Source organism: Maribacter sp. C-4077 (assembly GCF_055378385.1).
Map to the genome: position 1 here is coordinate 242509 of NZ_AP038807.1, position 13764 is coordinate 256272.

Consider the following 13764-nt stretch of genomic DNA (forward strand, 5'->3'; position numbering starts at 1 on the left):
TACCTATTGAAACCAAAGGTTCACGAACACCTTTTTTGAAAATAGACAAGCTTCGTGAGTAAATGGTTATTGGCGAATTGCATCTGACCTAATAAAAACAATAAAAATAAACAGATGAAAGTTGAACAGATTTATACAGGTTGCCTTGCCCAAGGAGCTTATTATATAGAAAGTAAAGGAGAGGTGGCTATTATCGACCCGCTACGGGAGGTAAAACCGTATCTCAATAGGGCGAAATTGGATGATGCAAAAATCAAGTATATTTTTGAGACTCATTTTCATGCCGATTTCGTTAGCGGACATGTAACCTTGGCCAAGGAGACCGGGGCACCTATCATATACGGCCCCAATGCCAATCCCAATTTTGAAGCCATCATTGCAGAGGACAACCAAGAATTCAAACTGGGAGAGGTAACCATAAAAGTACTTCACACTCCCGGGCATACCATGGAAAGTACCACCTACCTACTGAAGGACAAAGATGGAAAGGATTATGCCATATTTAGTGGTGACACCCTGTTCTTGGGAGATGTTGGCAGACCGGACCTTGCCCAAAAAATGGGCGTATTGACGGAAAAGGACCTCGCCGGATTTTTGTACGAAAGTCTCAGACAGAAAATAATGCCACTCGCCGATGATGTAATTGTATATCCCGCCCACGGTGCAGGTTCCGCATGTGGAAAGAACATGATGAAGGAAACCGTGGATACCTTGGGAAATCAGAAAAAAATGAACTATGCCCTTCGTGCGGACATGACCAAGGAGGAATTTATCGATGAAGTTACGGACGGATTATTGCCTCCGCCACAATATTTCCCCTTAAACGTAAAAATGAACAAGGAAGGATACGAGGATATCGACCAGATTCTTGAAAGAGGAACCAGGGCCCTGTCCCCAAAAGCCTTTGAAGCGGCAGCCAATGAAACTGGAGCCATTGTATTGGATGTTCGCAATGCGGCCGACTTTGCCAAAGGACATATCCCACGATCCATATTCATAGGGCTTGATGGTAGCTTCGCCCCATGGGTGGGAGCCTTGATCGCAGATGTACAACAACCCATTCTATTGGTGGCACCAAAAGGTTTGGAAGAAGAAGCCGTTACCAGATTATCCAGAGTAGGTTTTGACAATACCCTTGGTTATTTGGAAGGCGGGTTTGAGGCTTGGAAAAAGGCCTCCATGGAATATGATACGGTTAGTCAGGTCGATGCTTCGGAATTAAAATCGCAGATGGAAAAGGAAAATATTCCTGTTTTCGATGTCCGAAAGAACAGCGAATATCTTTCCGAACATGTATTGGAAGCACATAACACGCCCTTGGATTATTTGAACGATTACTTGGCCGAATTTCCGGATAACGATACATTTTATGTTCATTGTGCCGGAGGTTACAGGAGCATGATTGCCGCCAGCATCTTAAAAAGTAGGGGCATCCATAACTTGATCGATGTAAAGGGCGGTTTTAAAGCCATCAATGAAGCCGGAATACCGGTTTCCGAATATGTTTGCCCATCTACTTTGTAAATTAATGTAAATCAAATACCTTCAAAGAACCTTTAGTTAGTTAGAGACCCACGGAAAGATTCATTTCATGATTTTTGTGGGTCTTTTTTTTACCTCAAAGGCCGGTATTCCTAAATTTTTCGATTTTTTTTCCTTGTGTAACTATAGTTACTGTGGGTGCCCGGATTACATTATACCTTTAGGGTACTATAGTAATACGACTGTAGTAACAAAAATCCGATCGATATTTAGGGATAGGTATTGATCCGATTGTTTTTAATTGGTTGGTTGTTTAAAGGAGGCAGGCCAGAAAGTCTGTCTCCTTTTAAAAATTCTCACTTTAAAATTCGTAACAAATGTCATTTCTAAGCGCACTATTTGGTTCCAAGAACACTACCGATACGGGAAACATCGTCATTTTGGATAAAAACGCATATGCCACTGCCATCAGCGACCCAAAAGTACAGTTGGTGGATGTAAGGACCCCTTCTGAATATAACGGCGGACACATAAAAAAGGCCCTTAACATCGATTTTTTCAATGCCTCGAACTTCAGGACGGCTTTTGAGAAATTGGATAAAAATAAGCCTGTATATGTTTACTGCAGATCCGGCGCTAGAAGCCAAAAGGCGGCCAAGAAACTGGTAGCTATGGGTTTTAACGAAATTTACGATCTACGGGGAGGCTATAATTCCTGGAACTGAACATAATAAAAGTACTGGTATGAAGGCTACATTAGTGGTGCAGAACCTTAAATGTGGGGGCTGTGCAAAAACGATCATCAGTAAAGTATCTGAATTGGATTCGGTTTCCAATGTTTCTGTGGACGTAGAAACTTCCTCCGTTTCCTTTGAATACCAGGATTTGGACGATGCCATACTGGTTAAGGAAAAGCTTCGGAAAATTGGATATCCGTCGGTGGATATGGAAAATTCAAAGATGGCACAATTCAAGTCCTATGTTAGCTGTGCTACAGGTAAAATGAAATAGCGCTTTAAAATGGTATTTTGATGCCGATGTTGCAATTGGAATGACCAGTAATCCATATCAAAGAAGGGATATTTTTAGTCTTCCCACAAATACCTAGGAAGCCGGTGCAAGCCTATTTAATTCAAAAAATCAATCCGATGAAAAAAATCCTATTCATAATCTCGCTTCTATATTTGGCAAGCTGTAAGAATTCAGGGAATACTGATAAATCGATTTCCGAGGTAGCAATAGAAAAGCCAGCATTTAACCAACAAGATGTTTTATGGGGCAAGGAACTTATGGAAGCCAAATGCTATGTATGTCATGGTCCCGATGCCAGCGAGGATGCACAGATCGCCCCGCCCATGGTCGCCATTAAGGCTAGATACCTCATGGACAGCCCCACCAAGGAAGAATTTGTGGATGCCATTTGGAACTTTGTGGAAAAACCCAGCCTGGAAAAAGGAAAGATGAAAGGTGCCCTAAAAAGATTCGGGGTAATGCCATATCAACCCTATTCGGAGGAGGATATCAGAATTATATCGGAGTATCTGTTTGACTATAAAATTGAGGAACCCAGCTGGTTTAAGGAGCACTGGGAACAAGGACACGGTTCCGGAAACTTTGAGCAGCAGGGAAAAGTGCTAAAGGAGGCGGACGCCCCTCAAAAATCGGCAAAACAAATAGGCTTGGAGATTGCCCAAAGTACCCAAAAGGTATTGGGCAAGAACCTCATGGGAAAAATGCAAAAGGAAGGTTCGGTCGCGGCATTGAAGTTTTGCAATGAAAGGGCCTATCCATTAACGGATAGCATGGCGATCGTACATAACGCCAAAATCAAAAGAGTTTCGGACAAGACCAGAAATCCTAGAAACAAGGCCAATGCCCAAGAAATGGAGCACATTGCCTTTTTCAAGGATAAAATTAGGGCAAATGAAGTTTATGAGCCCATAGTAATGGAAAACGGCGATGAAACACACTTCTACGCGCCTATTGTCACCAACGATATGTGCCTGAAATGTCATGGGAATTCATCTAAGGATATACCTTCAGAAGTGGTCTCCATATTAAACGAACGCTACCCTGAGGATGCCGCTACGGGATATTCCACCAATGAGGTAAGGGGGATTTGGAGTATTACTTTTCAGAAGGAAGAGCCTTAAGAACGGCGGGGTTCAAAGGTGAAAGGATGAAAAATCTTTGACTTGGGAAAAATATACCTTTAACTTTTAACTCATTACCTTATTCTCTATTTCCTCGGCTACAAAAGTCCCGGTCCAGTCTGCCCTTCCTAATAAAACATGGCAGTGAACAATTAAAAATTAGCTTGGTTCAAAACCAAAATAGGAACATCTGCATGGTTTACCATTCCCTTGGTTTCAGATTTCCTAAATAAATCCAACAATTTATCATGTTTTTTGGCTACAAGGCAAAGAAGATCTGCCCTACGGCTCTTAGTGAACAACCGGGCACCCATAGCGACACCTACCCCGTCCAGTTCAAAATAATCACTGTTTTCTTCTTTTAAAAGAGTCTGTAGATAGGACTTGGCCGTAATTTGGGTGCCGCTCAACCCTTTTCGTTGCTCATCCAAGAACAGCACTGCAATGCGTGCATTATGATCCCTCCTAAGATCCAGCAAGGGTGCAAGTCCCTTTTCGGAATAGTCAACCTCGTAATCGGTAGCAAAGACCAATTCATCGATGTTCTGAAAAGTATAATTCTCTGGTACGGCAAGGACCGCCGCCAGTACTTTTCCCAAAAGGCTACTGGTATTGCTTCCCAAGGTCATCTCTTTAAGACCGGAGGCCCCTTTGGTACCCATGATTACATAATGAATGTCCTTTTCCTCAATAAACTTTTCAATAGTATTAAAAAAAGAGCCCTTTAGGGAACATGGCACGAAAGTGTGTTCCTCTGCTATGCCCTGTGCCTTAAGATCGGCCATGGTGGTCTCCAAACCTTCATTGGACTGCTCCAACAGTGATTTATTGATGGTCTCTGCCATCCTTTTGGTACCTATGCCAGTTGTACTATAGGGGACGGCCCCATCCATGACATTTACCAAATAAAACGTTGTGGTGTTCCCCTTAAAAAGATTTTGGGCGTAGGCAATTGCCTTTTGGGCATTGGGTGAAAAATCGGTGGGCAAAATAACATTTCTCATACTTGACATTTTTATTTAGCCACAAACTACTTAATTAAATAATAATAAAACCTGACAATTGTCATGTACGCATCCTTGATTGGGAAAGTTAGTAGAACTATTTCATAATCATTAAAACTTACGTGACTGGAGCTTTATAACCTTCGTTAACAAGGACTTACCCTACCTTTTTCTTCCAGCGAAATCCATAAAACAATTGCCCAAAAAAGTCTTTTGGTAGGGACTCCTCACCAGCAAAGCCAAGTTCCACGGTACCACTATCTTCTGGAACATAATCGGTTTTGAAAATATAATCCCAAAGACTTAAACTGATGCCGAAATTTACGCCATATCGCTTATCCGAGGGCAGGTTGTAGGCATGATGGTAAAGATGCATCACCGGATTGTTCAAAAGGTATTTCAAGGGTCCCCAGGTAATCTTGATATTGGAATGATTCAAGTGCCCGATAGCAATGGCGAAAAAGTGGACAATATAGGCCTGTTCCGGCTCAAAACCGCCCAATAGCATTACACCAAAGGTTTTTAGAGGCTTGTATAGGATGTTTTCCATCCAGTGATAGCGCAAATGTGCCGCAAAGCCCATTTCCTTAACGCTGTGGTGTACCTTGTGAAAATTCCATAGTACCTCATATCTGTGCAAAAGTATATGGGTAAACCATTGAACAAAATCCAAAATCAGGAAAAAAACGAACAATTGCGCCCAAGAAGGCCATGCGGTAAAATCTATTAGGGCCAAACTCTTGGCAGTAATGCCCATTTCTTCAAAGAACAACTGAAGAACTTTATATACCCCGCTGATGACAATCGCAAAAAGGAAAAAGTTGAAAAACATATAGAAGGCGTCCAGCCAAAAATCCTTTCTGAAAATACCCTGATTCTTTCGCCAAGGAAAGACTATTTCCAATGCCCAAACAAGTAAAGAAATCACGATGAGTCCCCAAAAATAATTCGTATACCAAGGAACCTCAAATAGGATGGATTTCCAGGTCCAGTTGAGGGTTCCCAAAAAAGCATCGTAAAAAGCTTTTAGATATTCCATAGTCCAAATTTATGAGGTCAAAGATAATTTCTTGCTCCGTAAGGTTTGGTAACTTTGGTTACAAAACTTGACCGATAATATCACTATATTAGAGTCAATTTTGCATCGTAACGTATTAACAACCAAAATATAACGGAAACACCACCGACTTGAACAGTTGGTTGGGATTTTAAAACAATAGGAACCAATTAAACTTTTAATCATGAAAAAAAATATGGGAAGTGCGGATAAAACCGTCCGAATTATTATTGCGTTGGCAGTGTTTGCCCTGTACTATTTTAATGTCATCGGGGGAACCTTGGCCTATGTATTGATGGCCTTGGCCGCCATTTTTGTGTTGACGAGTCTCGTCAGTTTTTGTCCACTGTATACGCTCTTTGGCATCAGTACCTGCAAAACAAAGTAATTATCATTTTAATCATTTTGTAAAGACCGATTTCTAACGAAGGAATCGGTCTTTTTTATGACCGCTATCATATAAATTCAAGGCTCTGTAACCTTTGTTACACAATTCGTAAAAAATACCCTATATATTTAACAGGTTGAATAAAAATTTACAATAAATGAGCTCACATCATCAAATTCTTGTTATTGGAGGGGGTACTGCCGGCATCATGGTGGCGTCGCAACTGATAAAGCAAAAGAAAGCCAAGGACGTAGCGGTCATTGAACCATCGGACACCCATTACTACCAACCCGCGTGGACCTTGGTGGGCGCAGGTGCCTATGATTTTGATAAGACGGCACGGCCCATGTCATCCGTTATGCCCAAGGAAGCTACCTGGATTAAAGACAAGGCGACCGGGTTTGACCCTGAAAATAACATCGTTCAAACGGCCGCTAGCGGAGACATATCCTATGACTATTTGGTGGTCGTGCCCGGTTTGGCCTACGATTATAGCTTGGTTCCCGGTCTAGGAGAGGCCATGGACAAAGGCGTGGTGTGCAGCAATTATACGGACCCCAACCATACTTGGGACGTAATCAAAAACTTTAAGGGCGGCACCGCCCTATTTACCCAGCCCACCACCCCGATAAAATGCGGTGGAGCTCCCCAAAAAATCATGTATCTCGCCGAAAGCCATTTTAGAAAAAGTGGCGTAAGGGACAAAACCAATGTCGTTTTTGCAACCAGTGGAACGGTCATTTTTGGGGTAAAGGAAGTGGCCAAAACGTTAATGGAAGTTGTGGACAGAAAGGATATCAACCTGCGCTTTTACCACAAGTTGGTGGCCGTGGATGCCGATAAAAAAATTGCATGGTACGAACTGGGCAAGGATATAACCGCAGGTGGTTGCGTAGTGATGGCCGGTGAGGACGATGACCGACTTCTGGACGACTCCTTCCAATACAACTACAAGGACGTAAAGGTAACCGTTGATGGTAACCGCTACGGTATCCATTATGATATGCTCCATACGGCACCCCCTTCGGTGGCGCCAAAGTTCGTGAAGGATTCCATTTTGGTGAACGAGGCAGGCTGGTTGGATGTGGACCATAAAACCTTGCAGCACAATACCTATCCCAATATTTTTGGATTGGGCGATGTGGCCGCTTTGCCAACGGCAAAAACAGGTGCGGCAATCCGCAAACAGGTTCCCATCGTGGTGGACAACATTGACAAATTGATGAAAACACAGTCCATGGGCTCCAAGGCCTACAACGGTTATTCCTCATGTCCATTGGTCACCGACTATGGAAAAATGGTCTTGGCCGAATTCGATTACCACAACAATTTTACCCCCGATCCCAAGCTAAAGCAAATGTTCATCTCAGATTCTTCCAAAGAACATTGGAGACTTTGGATGTTAAAAAAATACGGACTACCCTATTTGTATTGGAACAAAATGATGAAGGGACAGGACGTTTAATAAATAAATTCCCTCAATATTAAGAAAAAGATGAGGCCAAAAACCTCATCTTTTTTATTTAGTCGAATCCTTCTAAAAATTGTAGTTGAGGATAAAATCCACGTGGAGCATATCCACCTTATTGAAGAAAAAGTTCGGGTTGTTGGGAATATCCCCGTTCCCGAATTTACCGGTAACCAGAAGTTCTGGTTTTAAATTGGTTAACCCCTTTATATTAAAAAAAAGGTCCAAGTTGATATGGGTGTAATCCGGCATGGCGTATTTGTTCCTTTCGGCATCGATAACGGATGGCTTCCAGTGCCTGCCCAAGCTCACAATCGACCTAATATCCAGATCATTTTTGAGGACAGGAAAGGTAGTATCATACGTCAATACAAGGGCATGATTGTCGGATGTGCCCTCGCTGCGTTCCCGTTTCTGGAAACTGAACAGGTCTTCCCTGCCCCACTCGCGCGGAAACAAAAACTGTCCGCCGGGCAATATATAATCATAGCCCAATGAAATATTGGTTTTATAATGAGTATACCCCCATTGGAGCCCTAAAATATCCGAGGACCGCTGGGCAAAATATTGCAATTCTTCCAACGCATTTCCACCATCTCCCAATCTGTTTTGATGCAGCCACTCGGCTTCTAGGGCCCACGCTTCGTTCAATTTGTATCGGGGCTTTACGTAAACGGTATTAAAGACATTGTCCACATAATAATTCCAAACACCCAATTGTAGGTTTTCCGTGAGTTTTACATCGGAATTGAATAAAATAATATAGTCCGATTCCGTATTCCCCGCATAGCGGCTTTCCGTACCAAATATGGACCTTCCCACGGGATAGGTCCCTATGCTTTCCCCGATTCTAAAAAAACCTCCGGTAGATCTTGGCGCAAGGGCATTGAGAATGCCAATTTGAAAGGTATTACCCGGATTTGGTTTGTAGGTATGCCAAAACCCCTGCACCAAGGTAGGTATCATCCTGCCATCTTGCGGGTTTATCATGGGCGTATTGATTTTCATACGCCCTAAAGTGAAGTGGTGCTTTTTTATCCGATATTCCAGGTACAACTCTCCCAGTAGAAATATCGCATCGTTTTCAAGGTCCAAGCGGTCGAACTGTCCCTCCTCGTACCTACTCAACCTTCCCGTAATCCCATCCGGAACGGTCAAATCCTGAAGTCCCAGGTTGGTTGAATTATACAAGGCGGCGCCCACTGTAAAGTTGTTGCCTACATTCAACCGGTATTTTAAATGACCACCTGTGGCCAAGGCCCTAAAATCCTTTAAGTCGGCTTTGTTCGCGGTATGCATAAAATAATTTCGCCACTGTCCGGAAAGCTGTCCCTGCACAAAAGGCCTGGACGTATCTTGAGAATGGAGAAAGAGGGGCAGTATGAGTAAAATGACGATTTTTCGCATGGGCCCTTATTTCACCTTTTCAATATTGTAATTCTCTTTATAGTATTCCATGATGGGCTGAAAGGGACCAAAGTGATGCTGTTCCTGGGAAAAATTGTCCGCCCAGGGACCGTAAGAAGTGGACACGGGTTTTAGTTTCTTATCCGGATAATCGGCCTCCGTGTTCGCCTTTACCGGTCGGACAAAACTATTGATATAACCTGCGACGTGGTAGGCCTCTTCATCGGTAAGCTTCGGATTTTTGTAAGTGGCCAACCCAAAGGGCATGTTGCTCTTGATAAATTCCGCAGCCGTGATTACCCGATGCATACCAGCACCGTTGTTAAAGCTATCCGGACCCCACAGCGGCGGATAGAGATAGCCTTTGGAAGTATCGGTTTTTTTGATTCCCTGCCCGTCGGCTCCATGACATACGAGACACTCCCTATCGTACACGGATTTACCCTTCTCCAAATCGACCCGTACTTCCGGAATTTTAATTTTTGGAAAACCCTTGAACTCATTCTCCCGTTCTTGGGGCAAATCCTCCCCCAACCACTCCATGTAGGCCACAATGGCCAAGATTTCCTGGGAATCTTTTGGTAATTTTTTTCCGTTCATACTACGCTCCATACATCCATTGATGCGATCTTGTAGATCGCCCACAGCATTCGCCCTACCGCCAAATTGTGGAAAACGATTCGCTACGCCCACCCAAGACCCCGAACCTGCTTGGGTTCCAAATTGCAGATGGCAATTGGTGCAGGAAAGATTGTTACCGGCGTATCGCTTGTTTGGGTCCGGGGCCTGTGGGCCAATATTTTCGGGAGATTCGGATACCAAAAGAAATCCGACTTTAACCCTTTGGGGCGTACTTCCGTCCTCCAAAGCGGCCAATACATTTTTGGGCTGCCATTCCGAATTAGAGACAGTAAGGGATACGGTTTTGCTAGGGATGGTAGTTTCTGGTCTATAGGTAAGCAATGTGATAAAAAGCACGGTAATCAAGGAAAGTACGGTGACAAAGAGCCAAAAAAGACGTCTTACCAAATATCCAAAATGCTCCATAACCTTATGCACAACCCTTTAAAAGACCAACGAAAATAATTGGTAACCTTAGAAAATACAGTAACAATTGTTACAAATAAACCCAAAATGAAACGATATTTTCGTAAACTTATCGAGAAATTTACAAACGGAAGAGAAGTAAATATCGGTCCCTTTAAAAGCAAATCGATCCAATTCCAAAAACTAGAAACAAACTATATGAAATCAGTATTAATTCTTTTGACCGCCCTCTTATGTATTGGAGTCTCCTTGGGCCAGGAATGGGAAACCCCAATTATTAAGAGCTATGGTAAGATCAAAAATTTCAAGGATGTGGCCGTACAGCCCGATGCTTCCTTGGAGTACAAATTGGTATTCGATATTACCAGCGATTCTGAAATGGATGGCGTGAACAAGGGGCTTTGGAAAATAGCCAGGGTCATTAACATGTTGGGGTCGGCCGGTATTCCTTCAGATAAGGTACATATTGTAGCGGCCATACATGGGGCCGCCACCTTTGCCACATTGACCGATGCCAAACACCAGGAAATGTATAGCAAGGTCAACCCGAATACGGAACTATTGCAGCTATTGAAGGAATATGGCGTTGAATTATTTGTCTGCGCACAGGCCACGGCTGCCCGGAATATCAGGGCGGAAGACCTCAACCCAAATACGGAATTGGCCCTATCCGCAATGACCGTTTTGGCCAATTATCAATTGCAAGGCTATGCCTTGATGCCCTAGTTTTTTGATGAAGGATTTTTGGAACCGGCGATATTCCGAGGAAACGTTCGCCTACGGAACGGAGCCAAACCAGTTTTTTAAGCAAGAACTGGATCTATTGCAACCTGCATCCATTTTGCTCCCCGCCGAAGGCGAGGGCAGGAATGCCCTGTACGCCCTTCAAAAAGGTTGGCAGGTACATTGTTTCGACTACAGCGAATACGCCAAGGATAAGGCCCTCGATTTAATACATCCGTCCGGATTTGACCTAGATTACCAAGTATGTGATGTTCTGGAGTATCGCACGGAAAAGCAGTTTGATGTGCTTGGGTTTAGCTATGTACATTTTCCGACAGATATTCGGCATCAAGCTCATCAACACCTACTTTCATTTTTAAGGCCGGGTGGCAAGATCATTTTTGAGGCCTTTTCAAAATCACAGTTGGGCAAACCATCCGGAGGTCCCAAAAATTTGGATATGCTGTTCTCCGTTGCCGAAGTCAAAAAAGAATTTAGAGGAATACGTTTTTCTTATCTTGAAGCACTGACCATGGAACTAAAAGAAGGACTTTACCATGTGGGCGAAGCCTCTATAATTCGATTTGTAGGTGAAAAAGGGAACTAAATCATTAGTTCCCTTTTTCCGTATTCCTTATTCTTATTTAAAATGTCCCTTTATAATTCTAAAACTTATACTGCAAAAAAGCGGAAAAATTCCTTCCTGGATCATTGATGGGCACATTGGTAAAACCTGCCTGATTATTGAAGGCGAAATTTAAGTGGTTGTTGTAGGTGGCATCAAATACGTTTAACACCGCCACGCCCAAGGACACATTCGTAACAGGGATTATGCCCAAACGAATATCCAAAACCTCGTAACCGGGAGTACTCCGTTCCCCAAAGGAAGGGGCGATATCATCCTGTCTGGACGTTATGGTATAGTTCACATTGGTCCAAAACCTATCCACCTCATAACCCAACCTGAATCGTGTATTCAAGGGAGGAACCAGTGGCAAGGATTCGTTCAAGTCCTTATTTTTTGCGTACACATAGGCCAATTCTGTCGTAAAATTGAAATGGTCCCAAAAGTCAAAGCCCACCATAGCCTCAAATCCTGTTTTATAGGCCTCGTCCAAATTGCGGAAGACTTTGGGATTCAGAGGTTCGTTGCCCGGCATGAACTTTCGGGTCAAGGTTTCATCTATGACCGGAACAATGTAATTTTCATACAATGAATAGTAAAAAGAAGTGCTATAGCTAAAAGCACCCAAGCTTTCTTCAGAAAGTGGTAGCCTACCTTTAAACCCAAGTTCGAACTGGTTGTTCACTTCGGCATCCAAATTAGGATTGCCTATATATTCGAAAGGATCCTGCCCCACCGTAAAATGATTGATGACACGTTCTATCATATTGGCGGAACGCACCCCCCGGCCATAGGCGACCTCCATGATAAATTCTGTGGAAGGTGCATATTTCAATGAGGTGGTAGCGCTGATATTGTGTTCGGTGCGCTTGTCCAAATTTGGATATAAGGCCGCGAAATCGCCCTCCGGGTCCTTGATTTCCGAGCGTACGTTGTCATACCGAACACCGGCTGTCCAAATCGTATTGTGGGTAAGGGAATACTTGCTTTCAGCAAATAGGCCAAGGTCGTTTATGTAGGAATCCTGCCATACCTTATCCACAAATTGCACGGGCGTTGGCAAGGGCCCCATCATGTTCCTTTTTACCAAACGGGTACGGGCACCGTCACGGGCAATATGCAAGAGGTCCAAACCTGTATAGAGTGAAAGCTTTGCATTGGGAACCAGCTTGAACTCCAGTTTTCCACCAGATGTGGTCGCGTCTATTTCAGAAATGGCTTCGGTCATCATGAACGAAGGCCTTTTGGTATTGGACATGATATGGTCCACATAGCTGTAGTAAGCCTTTGCAGTGACCTCTTTGAGCAATCCGCTACGTCCCGTCAATTTATAATCCAGGGAAAACATACTACTATTATCCTCGTCCGTATCCATGGGCAGACCTGCATGCAAAACATCCCTACCATAGGATTGTCTCCAATTGGCCTGCAACCTTTGGTCCTCGCTAAAATTATATCCGGCCCTTACCCCATATTCCAGACTCCTGAAGGAGGAGGGAATTTCCGTGCCATCGCCGTCCTGATAATTGCCAAAATCCCTATACCCTATGGTTCCGCCAATATCATATTTTGAAGTAGCCTGTTGAATTTGAGCCGATGAAACCATGGAGCCCCCGTTGCTCTCATAACCTGCGTTTATTTGTCCGCTAAGACCATAGTCCATGGCCGATGGTTTTTGGGTCACCATGTTCACCACACCTCCAAAAGTAGCTCCATAGCGCACGGTGTAAGGTCCCTTGATGATTTCTATCTTTTCTATTTCCTCAGGATTTACGTGGGTCGTAATGGGGTCCATTCTATTGGGACAGGCATGCATTACCTTGGTTCCCCCATCGAACTGAACGTTCAGCTGTTCATATTGGGCAGCCCTAAAACTGGGATCGATGGCATAGTTGCCACGTTTTATCAAGGAGAACCCATTGACATCGGAAAAAAGGTCGGCCACATTTCGCGGTTGTACAATTTTCCTCACATAGTCATTCGTTTCCATGGTAAGAACGGGATCGTTCTGAAGCTGCCCCGTAACCAGGACACCCTGAATCTGGATGGGTGCCTCTTTTAGGGCAATCCGCATAATCTCGTTGGAGGGCCTTACCTCAATTTCTTTGGTCCCATATCCCATAAATGATATTACAAGGGTCTCTCCCTCTGGGTCCACCTGAATTCTGAACGTGCCGTAAGCATCCGTGTACGTGGAGCTGCCGCCCTTTATTTGTATACGGGCACCCGATAGTGCTTCGTTGTTGTTTTCAGATACTACCTGGCCTTTAAAATTTTGTGCATTGAGTAGGTTTGCCAGTAGCAACGCCGCTAGCAACCCAAAAAACTTTAGATTCATTTTTAAGCTTTAATAATTATACATAGAAGAAGTACCGTGAGTCTTGGAAACTCCGGTAAGCGGAAATGGAAA

At 43.6% G+C, this 13764-nt stretch carries 13 protein-coding genes; 8 read left to right on the top strand and 5 right to left on the bottom strand.

What is annotated here, in order from left to right:
• Positions 1-114 precede the first annotated feature (114 nt).
• The 4 genes from ACZ41C_RS01110 (at position 115) to ACZ41C_RS01125 (ending at position 3635) form a co-directional block, all read left to right on the top strand.
• Complete coding sequence (locus ACZ41C_RS01110; RefSeq protein ID WP_464563709.1) at positions 115-1524, top strand: MBL fold metallo-hydrolase; 1410 nt, start codon at positions 115-117, stop codon at positions 1522-1524.
• Between the two features lie 335 nt (positions 1525-1859).
• Entirely contained in the window at positions 1860-2207 is a 348-nt protein-coding gene (locus ACZ41C_RS01115) for a rhodanese-like domain-containing protein (protein ID WP_464563711.1), read from the top strand.
• 19 nt (positions 2208-2226) lie between these two features.
• The gene (locus tag ACZ41C_RS01120; protein WP_138258537.1) at positions 2227-2493 is read left to right on the top strand and encodes a heavy-metal-associated domain-containing protein; all 267 of its coding nucleotides are present in this window, start codon (positions 2227-2229) and stop codon (positions 2491-2493) included.
• Positions 2494-2630: 137 nt separating this feature from the next.
• Positions 2631-3635, top strand: coding sequence for a c-type heme family protein (locus ACZ41C_RS01125; protein ID WP_464563714.1), 1005 nt, complete (start codon positions 2631-2633; stop codon positions 3633-3635).
• A gap of 152 nt (positions 3636-3787) precedes the next feature.
• On the opposite strand, the gene ACZ41C_RS01130 is transcribed toward ACZ41C_RS01125, so the two are convergent.
• Together ACZ41C_RS01130 and ACZ41C_RS01135 are read right to left on the bottom strand one after the other, a co-directional pair.
• Complete coding sequence (locus ACZ41C_RS01130) at positions 3788-4639, bottom strand: universal stress protein (RefSeq protein ID WP_464563716.1); 852 nt, start codon at positions 4637-4639, stop codon at positions 3788-3790.
• 157 nt (positions 4640-4796) lie between these two features.
• Entirely contained in the window at positions 4797-5678 is an 882-nt protein-coding gene (locus ACZ41C_RS01135) for a sterol desaturase family protein (RefSeq protein ID WP_464563718.1), read from the bottom strand.
• Between the two features lie 202 nt (positions 5679-5880).
• Here ACZ41C_RS01135 and ACZ41C_RS01140 point away from each other — a divergent pair, with 202 nt between their 5' ends.
• Together ACZ41C_RS01140 and ACZ41C_RS01145 are read left to right on the top strand one after the other, a co-directional pair.
• Complete coding sequence (locus ACZ41C_RS01140) at positions 5881-6084, top strand: YgaP family membrane protein (RefSeq protein ID WP_464563720.1); 204 nt, start codon at positions 5881-5883, stop codon at positions 6082-6084.
• Between the two features lie 157 nt (positions 6085-6241).
• Positions 6242-7549, top strand: a complete 1308-nt coding sequence (locus tag ACZ41C_RS01145; RefSeq protein WP_464563722.1) for an NAD(P)/FAD-dependent oxidoreductase — start codon at positions 6242-6244, stop codon at positions 7547-7549.
• A 72-nt stretch (positions 7550-7621) separates the two neighbouring features.
• Here the strand turns inward: ACZ41C_RS01145 and ACZ41C_RS01150 are convergent, their stop codons facing one another.
• Both ACZ41C_RS01150 and ACZ41C_RS01155 read right to left on the bottom strand, forming a co-directional pair.
• Positions 7622-8959 (bottom strand): OprD family outer membrane porin, encoded by a 1338-nt coding sequence (locus ACZ41C_RS01150; protein ID WP_464563724.1) that lies wholly within the window; start codon positions 8957-8959, stop codon positions 7622-7624.
• 6 nt (positions 8960-8965) lie between these two features.
• On the bottom strand, positions 8966-10018 hold the full coding sequence (locus ACZ41C_RS01155) for a c-type cytochrome (RefSeq protein ID WP_464563726.1): 1053 nt from the start codon (positions 10016-10018) through the stop codon (positions 8966-8968).
• 186 nt (positions 10019-10204) lie between these two features.
• Here ACZ41C_RS01155 and ACZ41C_RS01160 point away from each other — a divergent pair, with 186 nt between their 5' ends.
• Positions 10205-10732: a DsrE family protein gene (locus ACZ41C_RS01160; RefSeq protein WP_464563728.1), complete on the top strand. Its 528-nt coding sequence runs from the start codon at positions 10205-10207 to the stop codon at positions 10730-10732.
• Between the two features lie 7 nt (positions 10733-10739).
• Positions 10740-11336: a class I SAM-dependent methyltransferase gene (locus ACZ41C_RS01165; protein WP_464563730.1), complete on the top strand. Its 597-nt coding sequence runs from the start codon at positions 10740-10742 to the stop codon at positions 11334-11336.
• Positions 11337-11394: 58 nt separating this feature from the next.
• On the opposite strand, the gene ACZ41C_RS01170 is transcribed toward ACZ41C_RS01165, so the two are convergent.
• Entirely contained in the window at positions 11395-13692 is a 2298-nt protein-coding gene (locus tag ACZ41C_RS01170; protein WP_464563732.1) for a TonB-dependent receptor domain-containing protein, read from the bottom strand.
• Positions 13693-13764 lie beyond the last annotated feature (72 nt).